7 protein-coding genes are annotated in these 22,576 nt (G+C 47.6%); 4 read left to right on the top strand and 3 right to left on the bottom strand.

The window, feature by feature from the left end:
• The first annotated feature begins 113 nt into the window (after positions 1-113).
• A complete protein-coding gene (locus L3C95_RS11810; RefSeq protein ID WP_236387280.1) occupies positions 114-1,046 on the top strand; it encodes a hypothetical protein in 933 nt (310 codons plus the stop codon).
• An 82-nt stretch (positions 1,047-1,128) separates the two neighbouring features.
• Here the strand turns inward: L3C95_RS11810 and L3C95_RS11805 are convergent, their stop codons facing one another.
• From L3C95_RS11805 to L3C95_RS35105, 3 genes are all read right to left on the bottom strand, one after another.
• A complete protein-coding gene (locus tag L3C95_RS11805; protein ID WP_236387278.1) occupies positions 1,129-1,425 on the bottom strand; it encodes a DUF1330 domain-containing protein in 297 nt (98 codons plus the stop codon).
• A gap of 16 nt (positions 1,426-1,441) precedes the next feature.
• Positions 1,442-1,849 carry a DinB family protein gene (locus L3C95_RS11800; RefSeq protein WP_236387276.1) on the bottom strand — a complete coding sequence of 136 codons (408 nt, stop codon included), beginning with the start codon at positions 1,847-1,849 and terminating at the stop codon, positions 1,442-1,444.
• 69 nt (positions 1,850-1,918) lie between these two features.
• On the bottom strand, positions 1,919-2,677 hold the full coding sequence (locus tag L3C95_RS35105) for a helix-turn-helix transcriptional regulator (protein ID WP_236387274.1): 759 nt from the start codon (positions 2,675-2,677) through the stop codon (positions 1,919-1,921).
• Positions 2,678-3,246: 569 nt separating this feature from the next.
• On the opposite strand from L3C95_RS35105, the gene L3C95_RS11790 reads away from it, so the two are divergent.
• The 3 genes from L3C95_RS11790 (at position 3,247) to L3C95_RS11780 (ending at position 22,560) form a co-directional block, all read left to right on the top strand.
• On the top strand, positions 3,247-3,735 hold the full coding sequence (locus L3C95_RS11790; protein WP_236387272.1) for a UpxY family transcription antiterminator: 489 nt from the start codon (positions 3,247-3,249) through the stop codon (positions 3,733-3,735).
• Between the two features lie 322 nt (positions 3,736-4,057).
• Positions 4,058-6,508, top strand: a complete 2,451-nt coding sequence (locus tag L3C95_RS11785; RefSeq protein ID WP_236387270.1) for an FtsX-like permease family protein — start codon at positions 4,058-4,060, stop codon at positions 6,506-6,508.
• Between the two features lie 203 nt (positions 6,509-6,711).
• Complete coding sequence (locus tag L3C95_RS11780; RefSeq protein ID WP_236387269.1) at positions 6,712-22,560, top strand: non-ribosomal peptide synthetase; 15,849 nt, start codon at positions 6,712-6,714, stop codon at positions 22,558-22,560.
• Positions 22,561-22,576: the final 16 nt, after the last annotated feature.

Here is a 22,576-nt window from a genome sequence, read left to right as displayed (position 1 = left end):
TTTATGACCTTATAGTGCCGGTAAAGAACAAGGACATAAGCGAACAAAGAAGCTAACTATCAGCTTGTTAATGCCGATTTCTTCGTAAATTGAACTATAATCTATTGCATGTTATGGCCCAAAACTTCAACATTATTACTCAGGGTCTTTCCGGCCATGTCGGAGACCTTATCTTTTACGAGCGGAACGGCAAACCATTCTGCCGTAGAATGCCCCAGTATGGCCCGGACAGCATGTCCGCCGCCAGTAAACAAAGCAGCCGTGAATTTGCCAGGGCCAGTAAGGCCGCAAAATCGATCCGTTTTGCCCTGAACGGCATCTGGCAGCCTGCCCGGGACGAAACGACCGTATTCAGGCTAAATAAGGCCGTTTATGCGGCGCTGAGGGAAGATACCCTCCGTCCACGGGGTAAACGTATATTCAATGCCGCTGCCCTGCATCAGCACCTCAAAGGATTCAGGTATAATAAGAAGGCCGTCATGACCATCGGCGGAATAGACACCATCCGCCAGGAGAATGGCAACGTAATGGTAAAACTGCCCGCTAACTGGCAACACTGGCTGAAACCGCCTAAAGACGCCCGGTACATCCAACTCCAGGCCGTGGCACTGGATATGGACCTGGAACAGTATACCTGCCTCGGCGCTACAACTGCCGCCAGCTGCGTGCCACTGGGAGAGCAACAACACTCCCTGCTGCTGCCGGTTACGCCAGTCTGCGCCACCGCAACCATCGTTCTCTTACAGATCCGCTTTTTGCATACTAATGCAGGTATTCAGGCCACCGGTACCGCCAGCAGCGAACAGGCATTTGTAACAGCCGTGCTGGAACCGGTATTACCATTGGAAGAAAAGAAACATCCGCAACCACCGGCTAAAACCGCCAGGATAGCGAAGAGAAGCCGCTCTGCAGCAGAAATGCTGGCTGATAAGCAACCGGAGATGCCGATGTGTGTTCAAAGAGAAGAACGCAAGTACACAATAAGAGAAAGGTTTATACAAACAGGGTTAATTCAGCTAACAGATCTACCGGAAGGGCCTGTATAAATGTCATCAATGTAGAACACAATAACACAATTCAACACTAAAAAGCCTGGAAATTAATTCCCCAGGCCCTTTAGCATGCTTTCTATTGCCGTATGAATTCCTTCACCAGCACCATCGTACAATTCGTTGTTGAACGAAGCCTGATCTGCTTCACAGGCTGATACGCCGGATCAGTATAACAGGCTAGCGCAGCTTCCGCTGAAGGAAACCGGATAATCGCATTCATGGTCTTCGCATTACCTTCTACCGCAATTGCATGAAGATCCGAAGCCACTACCTCAGCCCCATATTTCTGCAGCAATTCATACACAGGAGCAGCGTAATTGGCATACTCCTCCATATCAATGATATCGTAACTATTGATATAATACACCGCCATTGGCAAAAATTAGTGGTTAGAAAATATATTCCGGTGGAGTAATGCCTTTGCAACGCAGATAAGTTGTTGCCTGCCCTCTGTGATGTGTGATATGGTCCAGGGTGCCAAAGAACCCAACAATGGAAGCTTCATCCTTTCCCATTTTATCCACCGTGTTTTCCAATGCTGCGAAGGCCGCTTCAAGCCAGGCGATGGTGGTGTTTTTATCCGCCGTTACTGCGGGTGGTTCCCATGCCGGTTCTTCCTTTTCGATCAGGGTTGCTTTGAACCAGTGAATCCCGTAACCGATATGATGCATCAGTTCCCGGAAACTCCAGACTTCTTTCGTTGGCCTAAAATCATAATGCGCAGCCGGCATTCCATTCGCCACCGCCAGGATGTAAGTTTTTGAATTCTCCAGCTTGGCCAGTAATTGCTTTTTCATACAATGTTTATTTTGATAAACAAAGCTAAAAAGCATACCTGGCGCCGACTTAAGATATCTTGCTGTTTTTTAGATCCGCAGTTGAGAAGGGGATTTTCCGTATATGTTTTTATACGAAGCAGAGAAATGCTCCAGACTATTGAAACCACTGGAGAAGGCAATATCAGTAATCGGTAAATGGGTATTCCTGATCAATAAAGTGGCTTGTGCCAGCCTCACTTTTAACAGATAGGTATACGGTGTAACACCTGTTAATTGCTTAAACAACCGGCTGAAATGAAAGGGACTTAAATGACCAATTCCCGCCAGTTCGGTCAACGAAATATCATCCGTAAAACGGTCATTGATGTAATACTTAACCGATTCAATGATCGGCAGATAAAACTTCTTCTGTTTGTAGCTTAACACAGTAAGCGTTTGCTGTGGGTCGCCGGATGATACGACCATTAACAGCAGATTGGCAACAAGCTGCTCTATAAACAACGAATCATGCCGTGATTTTGCAAGTTCACGGAAAATGATATGATGCAGATGTTCCGTTTGTGGTGTGGCCTTTATTAACACCGACTGTATATCCGGGTTGTTGAAAAACCAGGAAAACTCACTGGTCTGTCCTTTGAATGACTCAAGATGCTCAGCGGGTAATGAAAAGATAGTACACTCATCAGGCAGATCATGTACATGTCCCACCCTGTGTTCATACCCCGGCTTGCAAACCAGGAATAACCCATGATGAGCATCCAGGTCATTTCTAAACACTTTAAACTCGAAATTCCCTTTGCGCACATAGGCAATTGAGAAAGTCTCCTGTGACTCTATCTTCGACACGGTACATTCTGTGCAGCGACATAAGAAGTCATGCACTGTACACAATTGTGACTCGTAAAGTCTGGTAATATCCGCCTGCATAGCTATGTAAATATACGACAAAGTAAAGCGGCACGAGCGACAACAGTATGTCAGCTGGAGAGTGGCATATCTGTTTGTTAATATTACCCGGAAATGAACAGCCACTAAACCCGCCTCGCTATAGAATATCAATGGAAGATATAAGACGGATAATTATCAATTGAAGTACACTTGTCAGGAGATGAAGGTAAGTGGTGAATTTTACCGACTACTCATTAAATATATCTATTAAAAAATAAGGCAGCCGGCCTAATAAAAAAAATTTTACTTACAATGGCTTTTCTCTACTTTTGGAAACCTGTCGATGTAAACGGATATTACTATTTCCAAATCTCAAGACTAGTTAAAACTTTAGAGTGCTTGTTGTGTGGGCAATCGTCGGCATAGTCCGTTTTATTGCTGCACCATTAGTATCCTGTTCGTTGTTCCATCAAACCATAATTGTTAAGCAATGAAATCCCTTAATGATGGCCCTTCAAAATACCCCAATGTTAGCTTGGCATTTGCTTTATACGCGTCCGCGATTTGAAGCAAAGCTGAAGAAAGAAATTACCGATCTGCAATACGAGTGTTATTTGCCGATGCGGACCGTTACCCGGAAATGGAGTGACAGGATTAAAAAATTAAAAGAGCCGCTCTTTCCCGGCTACGTATTCGTAAAAATTACAGGAAAAGACCGCTATCGCATACTGCTGTTAAGCGGTAGCGTCGCATTCGTATCATTCGAAGGCGAACCTGCTATATTACAGGAAAAATTAATTGAAGATGTACGCAGGCTCGAAATGCATGATACGGAATCTATCCCGTACTATTCTGCAGGAGAAAAAGTGATGATCACGCAAGGTGCATTTGCGGGATTCGAGGGAGAATTGATACGTATACAATCAAGGCTCAAAGTAGTCATAAAGCTATCTCCCATCAAACAGGCGCTGGCCGTGGAGGTGGACAGTTCATGTATCAGCAGGCTGGTGTACTAGGAAAGAAATTTTTTGAAACTATAAAAAATTATCTATTTTAGGGGACGCAAGAATAGTTAACCGAGACGTTAGAATAAGCATCCACCAACATTTTCAGCCTATCATAGAACTTTTGTGACTCATGTTCCTGTGACTTGATTGGGCGAAGCCGTGTTAACCAACGAAAACAAGTGTAGAGTATACATAAGAAAATACGTAGAAACACGCAAGCATGTCGTATAAATACGCAGAAATTCAGGGTAAATATCACCGCACGTTGTCCCACCACCAGTCACACGTTTTTTGATATTGTATCTACCGTTTATAACCAATTCGAAGGTAAATGCTCAGAAATTATTTCATTATCGCCTGGCGGAATCTGCTCAGACATAAGGTATTCTCTTTCATAAACATATCTGGCTTATCAGTGGCAATTGCAGCTTGTCTGCTGATTCTTCAGTATATCCTGTTCGAGTTTAGCTACGATAAATTTCACACAAGGGCGAACACAATATACCGCGTAAAACAGGAGCGCTACCAGGATGGTGCGCTGGCAGAACGCTCTGCCAGAAGCTTCTCCGCCCTTGCAGACGCAATGAAAAGCGATTTTCCGGAAGTGCATAATGCTACTACCTGCTTCCCGCTCGAATGCATCGTATCTGCTGCAGAAACAGAGAATATCACCCGCTCTTACAAGATGCCCCGCGTACTGTTTGCGAGCGCATCATTCCTGAAGATTTTCAATTTTCCAATCATAAAAGGCCGTGATGCATTGGATGAACCGAATTCCCTCATCCTTACAGCATCTACAGCAAAGCGGTTCTTCGGTAATGCAGATCCTATCGGAAAAAAGTTAAGGGTCGTGAATTTCAATCAGGGTACGGATATCGACGGTTTTGTGAAAGGCGTATGCAGCGACATTCCCGCTAACTCACATTTACAGTTTGAAATGCTGGTGTCCACAAATCCGAAAGATGTTTCGTGGACCTATGCAGACAACTACACGTATGTTGATCTGAACGACAATGCAAGCGCAGAGCGGTTGGAAAGCAAGTTACCCGCCTTTCTTGCCAAATATACTTCCGGTCTCACAGGCAGCAACAAAGTTAAGCTGGGACTACAACCGCTTACACAGATCCATCTTTATTCAGATCTCACCGGCGAACCTACCGTAAGCGGTGCGGGCAAACTGGTGTGGTTCATGGTATTGATCGCAGTGCTGATCCTGATGATCGCATATATCAACTACATCAATCTCTCTACCGTTAAAGCAATGGAACGCGCGCGGGAAGTCGGATTGAGAAAGGTGTTCGGATCAGAACGGCTTACCTTAATGAAGCAATTCTTCTTCGAGTCATTACTCCTGAACTTCGTTGGTATTGTGATCGCTATCCTCATTGCACTGGTTTGTCATGAGCTGTTTAACCAGCTGGCAGGTGTCGATATACCGATGGGATTCTGGACCAGTTACTGGTTCTGGCTGTCTTTCCTGGTATTACTGCTGGGCGGCGCACTGGTATCAGGTATCTATCCGGCTTACCTCTTATCCGGCTATCAGCCTGTACAGGTGTTGAAAGGAAAGTTACCACTGACAGGTGCAGGGATCAGTATAAGAAAGATACTGGTAGTATTTCAGTTCGCCGTATCTATCGCCCTGATCATTGGTACGTATGCTATCTCCCGGCAGGTGAATTACATGCGGGAAACAAACCTCGGCATGAATATCGATCAGACGCTGATCATTGACGCACCCGCCAATAAACTGGAATCCCAGGGAGGACAGAACTTTTATCAGCGCATTAATACCTTCCGTACATCGTTGTTACAATCGCCCAATATCAAAAGCGTCACCGCTGCTTCCAGTATGCCCGGTCTGGACATATTGTGGAACAGGCCTTATCAGCGCAGAGACGATGTGTCTGCCAACAAGGGAAATATGTACGCAACATTCTCTATCGGCCCCGAGTTTATTAATCAGTTTGACATAAAAGTGATAGCAGGACAACAATTCTCTATTACACCCGAGCAGATAACGGATAGCGCAAAGGCCACGATCCCTATCATGATCAATGAGTCTGCTGTAAAGGCTTTTGGCTTTGAAAGTGCGAAAGATGCGGTCGGAAAGATCCTCATCGACAAAAATGGATTTGGTGTCACATTCGAGTATGAGATCGTTGGTGTGCTGCAGAACTTCCATCAGAAATCATTGAAAGAATCTTTTACTCCCATTGTATTTCGCCTGGAAGATGGCTCGAGCATAGAATACTACGCAGCAAAAGTAAGCGCTACCAACATAGAAAAAACGATCGCCTATATTGAAAAGAGCTATAAGGAATTGTTCCCGTCAAGCCCCTTTCAGTATGCATTCCTCGATGAGTTCTTTGACAGGCAGTACCGTACAGATGTGCGTTTCGGAAAGATATTCGGTCTCTTCTCCGGTTTCGCCATTTTTGTTGCCTGTCTCGGCCTCCTGGGCCTGTCGCTGTTCACCAGTATGCAGCGAACAAAGGAGATCGGTGTGAGGATAACACTTGGCGCATCCGCGATAAGTATCTTCGTTTTACTGGTGAGGGACTTTATGAAACTGATACTGATCGCCTGCTGTATTGCATGGCCTTTGGCATGGTGGGGACTATACCAGTGGCTGCAACATTATCCTTTCAGGATCGGCATCAGCCCCTTATTGTTCTTTATTCCAACTTTTATAGTGCTTTTCATTGCGCTGTTAACAGTCGCCTTTCACACATGGAAAGCCGGAAGATTGAATCCGATTAAAGCCTTAAAATATGAGTAAGAAAAGATTGTTTATGTCGTAGACCAATTGATTTAATGACCCCAAAGTGCTTGCCTGGCCAATCATTCCTTGCCGGTGAGTATTTGTTTCCTGTTTTGATGTAGCATTCAGGCAGACCGGAAGGTCTGCACGTGTTGTTTTCCGGCTGCCCACCAGGGCGGTCTGGCGGAGCTATTTTCTTTTCAAAAAATATACTGCTTTGTATGATAAAAGAGTTAATCCATACTGTTTTTGAAGATATTGCTGAACGATACCCCACAAAGACTGCTGTGGAAGAAGATAATTATAGTATAACTTATCAGCAGCTGAACAAACAGGGCAACCGGATCGCACATCTGATATTGTCGCTCAATATCAGCAGCGGTACTAATGTTGCAGTGATATTGCCTTCCGGCGTGCATCTGGTCAGCGCACTGTTAGGCTGTCTGAAAGCCGGCGTTGTTTATCTGCCCTTATCCCGCAATACCGGTATTCCTGCTCAAAATATTTTTCATCAGACCAATCCCGGGTTCATTATAACAGAGAGTGATCATCAGCCTGCGCTGGAGGCTATGCTGTCCCAATCAGGCGGGACGATGCCTCCATTGCTGGTATTTCCGTCTTCTATGCATGGACTGCTGAAAGGGCTGGACCTGCAGGATATAGGTGTAATAACTGCGGAAGAAGAACCTGCCATGTTGTGGGAATGGGATGGTGGCAGATATGTACGTACAGATGTATCACTGGACGATCAGCAGTTTACAGATCCGGGACTGGCCATCGACAAACAGTCGGATGCTTATATATTTTTTACCTCTGGTTCTACCGGCATCAGCAAAGGCATCATTGGCTCTTACAAAAGTCTTGCCCATTATATACACTGGCATCGCGGCGCTTTTAATGTGAACGACGGTACACGTGTCAGTCAGCTGGCGCCTGTAACATTTGATGCTTCTCTGAAGGATATATTGGTGGCAATTACCGCCGGCGCCACACTACATGTGCCGGGTGCAGGTTTGAAGGAACAGAGTGACCTGCTGGCAGCCTGGTTGCATGAGAAAGACATCACACTGCTGCAAACAGTACCATCTATATTCAGGCTTATTACAAAATCGCTGAAAGAGAGAGGCCGTGATCTTCCATCACTGGAACAAGTGGTGCTGGCAGGAGAAAAACTATATGGAAAGGACGTGCTGAACTGGCGTCAGGTGAATGGAGAGAAGACCCGCCTCACCAATATGTATGGCCTCACAGAGACCACCATATTGAAAAGCTGTTATCATATTCAGACATGGAACTGGGACCCGGGAGAGACGATCCCGGTGGGTGTACCTATCAGCAATAGTATGATTGCCGTGGTAAACCAGGATCAGATATGTGCGCCGGGCGAAATAGGAGATATTTACATCAAGAGCCCTTTCATGACCAAGGGCTACCTGGATACCTCACTGAACAGTAGATTATTTGTGCAGAATCCGCTGGTAAGCGACAGGCAGGATATTGTTTGTTACACTGGAGATATCGGTCGTTACCGGGAAGACGGTAACCTTGAATTGCTGGGGAGAAGAGATGAGCAGATAAAATTGCATGGCGTACGTGTTGAACTGGATGCAGTTAAAGCAGTGGCATTAGCGCAGGAAGGCATCGAACAGGTGGAGTTGTTGTTACACACGAACGATGAGTTCCAGCAGGAACTGATCTGCTATTATAGTGGCAAGCAGTATGAACCTGCAACACTGAGAGGGTTATTGGAAGCGGCGCTGCCAAAGGAGTATCTGCCCGCTTATTATGTATGGCTGGCTGCTTTCCCATTGAACATAAACGGTAAGGTCGATAGAAAGAAACTGCCCCGTCCCTGGGAATTACTGGAGGATGATAACTATGAAGCACCGCTGCCGGGAGTGGAAACACAGTTGTTGAAGATCTGGCAGCGTATACTGGGCAATGAGAAAATCAGCAGGAATGCGTCTTTCTTTGTTTCCGGCGGCTCTTCATTGAAGGCCATTCAGCTGGTGTCTCGTATCTATCGTGAAATGGAAGTGCAGCTGTCTATTGCCGATGTATTTAATGCCTCGTCTATCGCAGCGCAGGCAGCATTGATCTATGCAGCTGGCAAACATTTCCAGCCCATTATCACGCCGGTCGCACAACAGCCGCATTATGGACTGTCGCACGGACAGAGAAGATTGTGGGTACTGGAACAGTTGCACGATAAGCTGGCCGCCTATTCAAGACCCGACGCCTACAGGTTGCAGGGTAAGATAGACGTATTGGCACTGGAGCACGCGTTCAGATCGGTGATAAAACGACATGAGAGTTTACGTACCGGGTTCATTGCTGTGGATGGAGAACCCAGGCAGGTGATTATTCCTGCGGAATCCGTGGAATGGAATATCGCTTATACTGATCTACGTGCGGTGGCTGGACAGGAGCAACAACTGGAGGAACTATTAAGCAGGGAAACAGCCGTACATTTTAATCTGGAGCAAGCGCCACTCATCAGGGTAAGCCTGGTGCAGCTGGCAGCAGAGGAATATGTCCTGATACATGCGTTGCATCATATCATTTCAGACGAATGGTCCATGCAGGTGCTGATCCGGGAGGTGCTTGAACTGTATAACGATCCGGCATTGGTATTGCCTGAGCTGACATTCCAGTATAAGGACTATGCAGCATGGCAGGCTACACAACTAAGCGGAACAAATCTGAAAAAGCATGCAGACTACTGGTTGTCTCAATTACAGGGAGAATTGCCTGTGTTGGAACTGCCTGTAGATTACGAGCGGCCTGTGGTGAAAAGTTATAAAGGTGCACAGGTAGCTGTGACGTTACCAGCAGCGTTAATAAGCCGTTTAAAGACACTGGCGGAAGGAGAGGGTGCTACCTTATTCATGGCACTGGTATCGCTGGTAAAGACCTTATTATACCGTTATTCGGGACAGGAAGATATTATCACCGGTATACCAGTCGCCGGCAGAAGCGGAGCAGGCCTTGAGCAGCAGATAGGTTTTTATCTGAATACGTTACCATTGAGAAGCCACATAAACGGCGACCATGGTTTTGTGCCTTTACTGCAACAGATCAAAGAACATGCGCTGGCATTGTATGCCCATGAGGTGTATCCTTTTGACCTGTTGGTAGATCAGCTGCAGTTGCAAAGAGATATGAGCCGCTCACCGGTATTCGACGTAGCCATTATCTACCGGGAAGAACAGACCGCACTGCAGACGCCTGCAATGCAAGGTGTACAGGTATCACAGATCGGTATGCCCGTGCACACAAGTCTGTACGATCTCACTTTCTGGTTCTCACATGTCGGCGAGACAGTGAAGCTCACACTGGAATATAATACAGACGTATTTGCAGCACAGCGGATCACAAATGCATGTGATCATCTGCTGCAACTACTGGCGAACATACTGGCTGACAGCCGGAAGCCGCTGAACAAGATCAGTTATCTGTCTGCCACGGAATCGGAGTGGATACAGCAACAGCTGACAGGAGCGCAGCTGCCATACCCCGCTGCAGGTACATTGATCTCCTTATTTGAAGAACAGGTACAACGGGCACCCGATCAGAAAGCGCTTGTGATGGGCAATGAGACCTGGTCATACCATGACCTGAATGTAAGGGCCAACCAGTTGGCAAATTACCTGCTACTGCAGCATAGAATTGTGCCGGGAGACGTTATTGCCCTGAAGACGGATAGAAATGAATACCTGCTACCGGGAATACTGGGTATTCTGAAAACCGGCGCCGGCTATTTGCCGGTAGATCCTTCACTGCCGGAAGCAAGGATATCCTATATGTTGAAAGACAGTGACACGCAGATAATACTGACGGACCGGCAGGAGGAAGAGGATGCATGTACAACTGTATATATGCCGGACGTATTTAAGGCGCCGTATACCTTACTGGTGGACAATCCACCAATAGCAGCCAGTGGCGATAGTCTGGCCTATATGATGTATACTTCCGGGTCAACCGGCACTCCTAAAGGCGTATTGGTGCCTAATAAGGCAGTCATCAATCTACTGCATAGCATGACTGCTATGCTGGAAGTGACGAGCAGCGACAGGTTGCTGGCGGTAACTACTTATTCATTTGATATTTCTGTACTTGAGTTATTCCTGCCCTTGCTTAATGGAGCAACCGTCATCCTCGCAGCAAATGATGTTGTAAACACGCCATTCCTCTTACAGGAAATGATCCATGCACAACAACCAACCATCATGCAGGCAACACCCTCACTATGGAGTCTCTTATTTGAGCATGGCTGGAGTGGTCACAATGGTATGAAGTTGTTGTGTGGCGGTGAAGCGCTTAGCCGCACACTGGCTGTTCAGTTATTGGGTGCAGCTGCAGAAGTATGGAATGTGTATGGTCCTACAGAAACAACAATATGGTCTGCCGCTCATAAAGTAACAGCTGCCGATGCTGTTATTCCCCTGGGAAGACCTGTTGCGAATACAAATATTTACCTGCTGGACGATCATTTTATGCCGGTGCCTGCAGGTGTACCGGGCAATCTTTTTATAGGTGGCGCAGGGCTGTCAGATGGTTACTGGAAGCGACCGGCACTAACGGCAGAGAAGTTTATTGAAATACCATCAATAGCAGAAGGCGTATTGTACCGCACGGGCGACAAATGTGCCATTGGCTTTGACGGTGTATTGTATTTCTCAGGCAGGGAAGATGAGCAGGTGAAGATCAGAGGGTATCGTGTAGAGACAGGAGAGATCGCAGAACAGATCAACCAATACGAAGGCATCTTACAGGCTGTGGTAGTGTTGAAAACTGTTGACAGGGAGCAAAAGCTGGTGGCTTATTTCGTCGCATCTGTAAAAATAGATACGGCAGCGTTACATAATTACCTTTCTGCATTCCTGCCGGCATACATGATACCATCTGCATTTGTACAGCTGGAACAATTGCCTGTGAATGCGAATGGAAAAATTGATAGAAAGGCGTTACCACTGCCGGAATTGCATGATACGCGGGAATATGTGGCACCGGTAACAAAAGCAGAGCGTAGCATCGCCGCCATATGGCAGGAGATATTGGGTGTGGATACTTTGAGTGTAACAGATAATTTCTTTCACCTGGGTGGTCATTCACTGAAGGCCATACAAGTGATTGCGAGAATATACAGAGACCTTCAGATCAGGGCGGAGTTAAAAGACCTGTTCCGCTATCCCGTATTAAGCGCATTTGCTGCAGCAGTAAAAAAGGCAGACCACAGTGCATATACGCATATTCCGGAAGTGGCGTCGCAGGAATATTATCCCTTGTCACACGCACAACGCAGATTATGGCTGTTACATCAGCTGGAAGGTAATGCAGTGTTATACAATCTGCCAATGAGCTACTACTTTAATGGCCCATTGCACGAAGTGGCATTGAAGAATGCTTTCAACACATTGCTGGCCCGTCATGAGAGCCTGCGTACGCGCTTTGTAATGAGAGGCGATAATCCGGTGCAGGAGATTATCTCAATAGAGCATCTCGCCTTTACAATCGTCAGAGAAGACCTTCGTGGAGCGCAGGATGCACGGAGGGCTGCTGAAACAAGAGCATTGGAACTGGCATTACAGCCATTTGATTTGTCTGACGCTCCATTGCTGCGGGTGCACTTATTGCAAACAGCAGATGACGAAAGGTTATTCTTTTTATGTATACATCATATCATAGCAGACGAATGGTCTATCCGCCTGCTGATACGTGAACTGTTGTATTACTATAACAGCTTCCGGCAGGGAAGCGTTACACCGCTACCATCCTTAAGGATACATTATAAAGACTATGCTGCATGGCAGCTGGAGGCGCTGAACGATGCGCAGCTCATGCTCCACAGGAAATATTGGAAAGAACAGCTGGGTGGTACATTACCCAAGCTGGAATTGCCGGCAGATAGGCTAAGGCCGGTGGTACAGCATTACAGTGGCGGGCAGGTCACTTATCAATTTAACCAGGAAGGTATCAGTGGCCTGGATCTTTTGTGCCGACAGGAGCAAGCCACGCGTTTTATACTGCTTACGGCCTTGGTGAAAACCCTGTTATTCCGGTACAGCGGACAGGAAGACATTATTGTAGGTACGCCGGTAGCTGGCAGGGACCATACAGACCTGGAGAATCAGATCGGCTATTATCTGAACATTCTGCCTTTGCGCTCTTATCCCGGTGGCAGGACTCCCTTCCGTCAGTATCTGTGGGAACTAAGGGAAACCGCCTTCAGTGCCTATGCACATCAGGCATATCCTTTTGATATGCTGGTGGATGAACTGGGACTGGAACGCGATATCAGCCGTGCGCCATTGTTCGACATTGTGATCACTTTGGAGAATACCGCTGAAGATCTGTATCCTGAGATGAATGATATAGAGATCACTGAAGTGGTACTGAAGCCTGGGCTGAGCAAGGTTGACCTGCATTTTACATTCCGGGAAACCAGCGAAGGACTTTATCTGAAGCTGGAATATAGTAAGGAATTGTATGATGAAGACCGTATGCTACGCATGATGCAGCACCTGGAAAGCCTCATGATAGCAGTGGCCCGTGATCCCGAAACGGAACTGGCAAGGTTGAACATGCTGCCTGAAGCAGAACGTACGCAGATATTGTCGGTATTTAACAAAACAGAATTCGCCTACCCACAAGGCCTGACACTGGCAGATCTTTTTGAAACGAAGGTGAAGCAATCGCCGGATGCCATAGCACTTGTATCGGGCGACAGGTCGATGACATACAAGGCCCTGAATGAGAAAGCCAATCGCCTGGCAAAAGTATTGCGGCAGCAACATGGCGTTGAGCCGGGTACACCTGTTGGTGTAATGGCTGGTCAGCAGGAGTGGCTGATTATTTCCATTCTTGGTGTATTGAAAGCAGGAGGCGCCTATGTACCGATCGATGCGTCTTACCCTGTTGAAAGGATCAGGTATATTATAGACGATACTGGCTTACCATTACTCATAACAATATCAGACTATCTGCTGGATGTAACCTATTTCACCGGACAATTGCTGGTCGCCGATATTGAAATACCCGAATTACCCAAAAGCGAAGATAATCTGCCGCCACTTTCCGGCCCGTCCGATCTGGCATACATTATCTATACCTCCGGTTCAACCGGTAAGCCCAAAGGGGTAATGATCAATCATGCCGGTGTGGTGAATATGGTGCATAACGAACTGTCAGTTTTTGGTACTACCACAACCGACAGGGTATTGCAGTTTGCATCTCCTTCTTTCGATGCTTCCGTAGCAGAGATCTTTATGGCCTTTGCTGCCGCAGCAACGCTTGTGTTGATTCCTGCTGCCTTAGGGAGGGATGGCGCCAGGGTAACGGAATACATGGAAGCAGCAGGCGTTACAGTTGTGATATTACCAGTCTCTTATCTGACAGCGTTGGATATTACCAAACTGCATTTCCTGCGAAAGATCATTACAGCTGGTGATGTTGCACATGTGCCTACAGCAGTTGCATGTGCCGCTTTCGCTGATTACTATAACTGTTATGGTCCTACAGAAGCTACAGTATGGGCCAGCTCTTACCAGGTAACCTCTGCAGACGCAGGCCTGGGCAAACTGCCCATAGGAAAACCTGTGCATAATGTACGTGTGTATATACTGGATGAACTACAGCAGTTGTTGCCTGTAGGCATCAGCGGTGAAATATGCATTGCAGGCGCGGGCGTAGCCATGGGATATTACAATAATGAAATGCTGTCAGCGACGAAATTTATCAAAGACCCTTATGGAGAGGGATTTTTATATAGAACAGGTGATACAGGACGCTGGCTGACCGATGGTAACATTGATTTCACCGGACGACTGGATGACCAGGTAAAGATCAGAGGTTATCGAATTGAAACCGGAGAAGTGGAACAGGCACTGTTAAGCTATCCGGGTGTCAGCGCTGCGGTAGTAAAGGCTTTTGGCAGTGATGCGGATAAATACCTGGCGGCCTATTACACAGCAACAGGCACTATAACAAGCGCTACACTGCGTACTCACCTGCAACAGTTTTTACCTGAGTATATGCTGCCATCGTACTTTGTACAGGTGGAGCAATTTAGGATGAACAACAGTGGTAAGATTGACCGTAAAGCACTGAAAGCGCCACAGGCCGATATAGAGGTAGCGGTTGAACAACCTGTAACACCGACAGAAGCTGTATTACTGGAAATATGGAAAGAGATACTGGGGAATGAGCAACTGGGTACAAAGCATCATTTCTTTGATGCAGGTGGACATTCCCTGAAGGGTATACAGGTAGTAACCCGCTTATATAAACAGCTGGGTATAAGAATAGAATTGAAAGACCTTTTCCTGTACCCGGTATTGTCTGATCTGGCAGCAGAGATTGACAGGACACAGGCAGGCAGTTATTCGCCCATCAGTCGAGTGGCTGCACAGAAGTACTATAAGTTGTCGCATGCACAGCGTAGACTATGGGTGCTGGACCAGTTTGAACCGGAAGGTTCTATTGCTTATAACCTGCCGGTATGCTACCGGCTGGAAGGTCAGCTGGATCGGGATGCATTGACAACAGCATTCAATACTTTGATAGAACGTCACGAAAGTCTGCGCACCGTCTTTGAAGTGGTGGACGGCGTACCCATGCAGCGTATACGGACAGCAGCAGAAAGCGGATTTGCATTGCAGCTGGAAGATCTGCGAGATCACCCGCAGGCGGAAGAGCAGGCTAGAACCGCAGCGATGCAACTGGCCCTCGAACCATTTGATCTGAAGAATGGTCCGTTAATGAAAGCGAAATTGATGCAGACAGCAGATGAGGTATACCTGTTCGTATTGTCCATGCACCATATTATTTCAGATGAACGCTCATTACGCGTTATACTGGAAGAGCTGATTGCAGTATATAACGCAGCGCTTACAGGAACACCATACGACTTACCGTTACTGAAAGGACAATATAAAGACTACGCGGCATGGCAGGAAACGGAGCTGACAGGAGAGAAGGTGCAGCAACACCGTGCATACTGGCTGAACCGGTTTGAAGGAGACATTCCGGTGCTCGACCTGCCCGTTGATCATCCAAGACCTCCTGTGCAGACCTATAACGGCGGACAAGTATATATTAAATTGCCGGAAACATTAAGTAATGGTCTGAAAGAACTGGCAGCTTCAGAAGGCGCTTCGCTCTTCATGGGATTGGTGACATTGGTAAAAACGTTATTATACCGTTATACAGGACAGGAAGATATTATTATCGGATCGCCGTCGGCGGGACGCGAGCATCCTGACCTGGAACACCAGATAGGATTTTTTATTAACACCCTGGTGTTGCGCTCTCAGTTTGATGGGAGGGAAAGTTTCCGCAGATTATTGCAGCAGGTAAAACAGGCCGCGCTTGAAGCGTATTCGCACCAGGTATATCCATTCGATATGCTGGTAGATGAGCTGGACCTGGAGCGGGATATGAGCAGAGCGCCACTGTTTGATGTGGTGGTAGTACTGGATAATACCAGTGAACAACCACTGCCTGCAATGCCGGGCTTACATGTTGAAGACGCGTTTATACAATTACCGGTGAGTAAGATCGACCTGCGCTTCTTCTTTACGGATACAGCTTCCGGTATCGGATTGACACTCGAGTATAATTCTGACCTATACAATCCTGACCGCATACAGCGGATGACTACTCACCTGCAGCAGCTCCTGACGTCGGTCTTGTCGGCTCCGGAAAAGAGCCTTCAGACATTTGAGCTCTTATCTGATGTTGAGCAGGACCTGCTGGCATCTTTCAACGATACAACCGTTATTTTCCCGACAAAGGAAACACTGATAGATCTTTTCGAAGAGCAGGCAGAGCTTCATCCGGATGCTATTGCATTGGAAGGTCCGGGATGGACTTGCAGCTATCGCACATTGAATGAGCGTGCAAACCAGTTGGCAAGACTGCTCCTCGATACACATCATGTGGAAAAAGGAAACATTGCGGCCATTATGCCCGGCCGGAATGAGTGGCAGATCATTGGCTTATTGGGCGCCCTGAAAGCCGGATTGGCTTATCTGCCGGTAGACAGTCAACTTCCGAAAGACCGTATCCGCTTTATGCTGGAAGATGCAGGCGCGAAAATATTGCTGACAGAATCTGCTTTCATGTTTGATATTGATTATTTCAGCGGATCGCTGGTAGTCATGGATATCGAACTGTATAATGCAGACCTGCCGCTGGAAAATCCGGCAGTTGCCGTAGCAGCAAATGACCTGGCTTATATTATTTATACATCCGGATCTACAGGTCAGCCGAAAGGCGTAAAGATCGGGCATAGCAGCGCTGTAAACATGGTATTCAACCAGCAACACATCTTAACAGTCGGCAGAGAAGACAAGGTGTTGTTGTTCTCTTCCTTCTCTTTTGATGGCGCCGTTTTCGAAACCTTTATGGCAATATGTGGAGGTGGCGTATTGGTAATACCGGAAGAGAATACCGTAAAGAGTGCAGAGCAGCTTTTAGACTATATCACCGCAACAAGTATCACTGCAGCTGTATTCCCGTCTGCTTTTGCGGCTTTGCTGCCACCGGAAAGGTTGTCTGCATTGCGTTTCATGATCACCGCAGGAGATGTGGCGCCGGTGGAAGCTTTAGTACGGGCCGCTGCATATACCACTTGCTATAATGGCTATGGACCTACCGAGAATACAGTATGTACCACCTTGTACAAAGTGAGTGCATCTGATACCGGCAGGCGCGCCCTGCCGATTGGCCAGCCTGTCAGTAACGTACAGGTGTATGTATTAAATGCCGCATCCGCCATCCAGCCGGTGGGTGTAGACGGTGAACTGTGTATTGCGGGTGCTGGTCTGTCGGCCGGATACCTTGACCGTCCGGAGTTGACAACAGATAAATTTATTGACAATCCTTTTGGCAGTGGCTTGCTGTATAGAACGGGAGATAAAGGCCGCTGGCTGCCGGATGGTAATCTGCAGTTCAGCGGACGTATCGACAATCAGGTCAAGATCCGCGGTTTCAGGATAGAGAAGGATGAGATAGCGCAGGCATTGTCCCTTTTCCCGGGCATTAACGGCGTTGCTGTTGTTGTGAGGACTTCGGGTGACGATAAGTATCTTTTGGCCTATTATGCGGCTCAGAATGCGATTGACGGTCTTGTATTACGGCAGTTCCTGGCAAGAAGTTTACCGGAGTATATGATACCCTCCAGGTTCATACACCTGGAAGCCTTACCGCTAAACAGCAGTGGTAAGATCAGCTACCGGCATTTACCGGTTCCCACCGATCAGCCGGTAGCAGCCGAAGAAACAGGAGGAACAGTAACAGAACAGCGCCTGCTGGTTATCTGGAAAGAGATATTACAACGAGGCGATATTGGCTTTTCCAGCGATTTCTTTTTATCCGGCGGCCATTCACTGAAAGCTATCCAGCTGATCACAAGAATATACCGTGAGTTTGGCGCCCAGTTATCCATCGGGGATATTTTCGGCAATACTATACTGGCAAGCCTGGCAGCCCTGATTGATCAGGTGCAGCAACAGCAGTTCAGGGAAATTCCTGTGGCACCGGAAGCTGCATACTACCCACTATCACACGCACAGCAGCGCTTATGGCTGCAGACATTGCGCTTAGGGGATGTACAGGCATTTAATGGCATGGAGGTTTACCGCATCATTGGTCAGTTGAGACGGGATGTACTGGAAGCAGCGTTTGCAGCAGTAGTGGCGAGACATGAAAGTCTGCGGACGATATTCGTCACCCGTGAAGGTACTCCCATGCAGCAGATACTGGAGGCTGATTGCCGCATCGCGTATGAAGATCTGCAGGGTGTGCAACAACAGGACGAAGAGATAATCACGCGTATCCGCCTGGCAGGAGAACATAAGTTTGTGCTGGACCAGGGACCGCTGCTGCGGGTATCGTTGCTGCAGACAGGGGCAGAGGAACACGTATTGCTGTTGGTATTGCATCATATTATTTCAGATGAATGGTCTATGCAGGTGTTAATAAAAGATCTGCTGACCAGCTATAATGCCGGCGTGAAGGGGGACGCTGATCCGCTGACGCCCTTGCGTATTCAATACAAAGATTATACGCTATGGCAGGCGCAGGAACTGACCGGTGAGCGCCTGGCTGCACATGAGCAGTACTGGTTGCAACAGTTAAGTGGAACTTTGCCACAGCTCACTTTACCGGCCGACAGACCAAGACCGGCAAGGCCTTCCTTCAGTGGAGAACAGCTGACATTCCGTTTTTCTGAAGAAAGCAGTGCTGCATTAAGGCAATATGTAAAGGAGAACCAGGCTACACTATTCATGGGATTATTATCGCTGGTGAAGGCCCTCTTATACCGGTACAGCGGGGAGCGTGATATTATAATCGGAACGCCGGTAGCAGGAAGAGATCATGCAGACCTCGAAGACCAGATCGGCTATTATCTTAATACACTGGCATTACGCACTCACGTGGACGGCGATGCCGGATTCAATGTGTTGCTGCAACAGGTGAAGCAAACAGCCACAGCTGGGTTTGAACACCAGGTGTATCCGTTTGACAGACTGGTGGAAATATTGGGAGCAGGAGAAGATGTAAGCCGGAACCCTGTTTTTGATGTGGTGATGATACTACAGAACATCCGCCTGGAGCCATTGGATGCACTGGAAATCGAAGGACTGGACGTTGTTCCGCTGCCAGGGGAACTGAAAACAAGTAAAGGTGATCTGCGATTCCTCTTTGCGGAAGAAGAAGGATATATCAGCGGTAATATTGAGTATAGCACAGACCTGTTCGACAGGGAACGCATAGTGCAGATCATTAAAGACCTGCAGGCGTTACTGGTATTGGCCCTTCAGTCGCCGGAAGCGCCGGTCTCCTCGCTGGCTTACAGAGATGATGAATCACACGCGGCATCATTCAATGCACGGATATCAGCGCCTGTGTATCCGCTGCTGACAGATGTTATTGCAGCACAGGCAGTACAACAGCCGGATAAAATAGCGATCATGGATGGAGAGGGCGCCATTAGTTACGAAGAACTGACAGCGCGTTATACGGCGTTGGCAGCCCACCTGGGGCAGCGTACAGCTATACAATCAACGGTAGCCGTTGCATTGAAAGCAGGTATAACACAGGTAAGTAGTTTGCTGGCATGTTTTAAAGCCGGTATGATATATCTGCCGATGGATGCTGCAATGCCAATACAACAATTGACTTATATACTGAAAGAGGCTGCACCTGCCATACTGATTACAGACAGGGAACAGGTGTCTGTCTGGGAAGCAATATTGCAGCAAAGCGGCCATACCGCTGAGATACTGGTGCCATCAGCGTTGGAGAAAACAGCTATAACAGTATCCGCGCATGTTACTGCTGATATGTCTGCCTATGTATACTATACCTCCGGTTCTACAGGAATGCCAAAGGGCATCATAGGAAGTCAGGGAAGTATCAGCCACTATGCACACTGGCATGCCGCCGCTTTCAATATTGGGGTGAATGACCATATCAGTCAGCTGGCGCCGGTAACATTCGATGCTTCTTTAAAAGATATTTTCCCTGCATTGATGACAGGGGCTACATTACACATACCATCACCGGCTATCCGTCCACAGATGGAGCTACTGGGAGCATGGTTATCTGACAACAATATCACCATACTGCAAACCGTTCCATCACTATTCCGCCTGATCACAGCCAGCCTGCAAGGGCCATTACCTGCTATCCGGCAGGTGATACTGGCAGGAGAACGTTTGTATGGCAGAGATGTGATCAACTGGAGAGCGCTACATGGCGCAGCTGCCAAAGTATCCAATCTATACGGCCTGACAGAAACCACTGTATTAAAGACTTTTTATCATATACCGGAAACCGGCATTGCACCAGGCGCTGTTATTCCTGTAGGGCAGCCTATCACGCATACTGCTGTCGCTGTGTTGAACAATAATCATTACTGCCAGGAAGGAGAAATAGGAGAGGTGTATATCAGCAGCCCCTTCATCACCAAAGGTTATCTGTCACCTGTAAGTAAAGACATTTTTGTACCGCATCCTTTTGTAGAGAACATGCAGGTAGTGCGAACAGGAGATCTGGGGCGTTACCTTCCGGGAGGGATCCTTGAACTGTTGGGCAGGAAAGATGAGCAGGTGAAGTTACATGGTGTCAGGGTAGAAACTGCCGGCGTACGCTCGGTTATTCTGGAGCAGGAAGGTATTACGCAGACAGAGCTGATCCTGCATGAAGAACAGGAACTGATCTGTTATTATGCCGGCCGGCGGTATGAAGCGGAAGCATTAAGAAAGATATTGGCGGATGTGCTGCCACAAAGCCATCTTCCGGCAGCTTATATCTGGCTGGAAGTATTCCCCATGAATATTAACGGAAAGGTAGACCGTAAACGCCTGCCACGTCCGGAGCTGGTATTGGCCAGCCATCAGCGGGAATTGCCCCACGCCGGTATAGAACGGCTGGTGGCAGACGTCTGGGAACAAATATTGGGCACGACAGCTATTGGCAGGAACGAATCCTTCTTTACCATGGGAGGATCTTCGCTGAAAGCTATACAATTGTTATCCCGCATCTACAAAATGTGTGAAGTACAGCTGAGCATTGCAGATGTCTTTGAACATCCCACAGTAGCAGGACAGGCCAGGTTGATATTGGGAGCACTGAAGACAGCCTACATGGCAATTGCGCATGTGCCCGAAGCGGAAGATTATGCGCTTTCTTATGCACAACAGCGTTTGTGGGTACTGGAAGAGCAAATGGAAGGACAGGCCACGTTCAATATATTCATGAGTTACCGTCTGGAAGGCACGTTATTCCCGGCCCTGCTGCAGCAGGCATTTAGCACGCTGGCACTGCGGCATGAGAGTCTGAGAACAGTATTTGTGCTGAATAACGGAGTGCCAAGACAAAAGATCTTAGCGCAGGCCAATGTAAGTATTCAATATGAGGACCTGAGGGCAGCAACTGACAAAGAAGAGATAGTAGAGGAGTACAAAAAACAGGCGGCCTTATCACCATTCGATCTAAGTGAAGGCCCATTAATGCGTGTAAGGCTGCTTCATTGCGATGAAGAAGATTATGTGCTCTTATTCGCTATCCATCATATTATAGCAGATGAGTGGTCGCTGCAGATATTGGTAAGAGAAGTGCTGAATCTATACAACGGTTACGTAGCCGGTATGGAAGTAGCACTACCGCCATTACCCCTGCAATACAAGGATTATGCACATTGGCAGTCCACGGCCATGGATAGTGTTCGCCTGAAGGCGCAGCGTAGCTACTGGCTGGCAAAACTCGGAGGAACACTGCCCGTGCTGGAACTACCGGCTGACAGACCGAGACCGGCAGTGCAGACCTACAACGGACAGCAATACCTGTTTGAATGGAGTGCTGAGATCAGTAACAAGTGGCGTTCCTTCCTCGGGGAACAGCAGGTAACGATGTTCATGGGACTATTGTCGCTCGTGAAGTTGTTACTATTCCGTTACAGTGGTCAGCAGGATATCATTGTAGGAACGCCTGTCGCAGGGCGCGATCATCCGGACCTCGAAGGGCAGATCGGCTACTATCTGAACACACTGGCCCTAAGAAGCAACATCGACGGAGAAAGCGGGTTTGATGCACTGCTTTCTGCAGTAAAACAAACTGCATTGGAAGCATTCGATCACCAGCTGTATCCTTTCGACAGATTGATAGAAGAGTTGGGCGTGAACAGAGATCTTAGTCGCTCGCCATTGTTTGACGTAGTATTGATACTCCAGAACGTACAGGTGGAAGCTGCTGCACTGCCTGAAATGGCCAATGTGCTGATCACACCCGCTGCAATTGATCCGGGTATCAGTAAGGGCGATCTGCGTTTTCAGTTTGAAGACCAGGGCACACATATCAGCGGCAGCATAGAATACAACACAGACATTTATGACAGGGTGCGTATTGAGCGTATGTTACTCCATCTGCAACAGCTGATAGCAGCTGTGACGGCGCAACCCAGCCTGTCGTTAACCGCACTTAATTATCTGACAGAAGAAGAGCGCGAAACAGAACGCTTACAATCTGATATGTTCAGCGCTACTATAGACAAAGGTTTTTAACCATTATAAAATCATC

The organism is Chitinophaga filiformis (genome assembly GCF_021646545.1).
Classification (GTDB): domain Bacteria; phylum Bacteroidota; class Bacteroidia; order Chitinophagales; family Chitinophagaceae; genus Chitinophaga; species Chitinophaga filiformis_A.
Note: the sequence above shows the minus strand (reverse complement) of the source record. Positions and strands in the feature narration are given on the sequence as shown.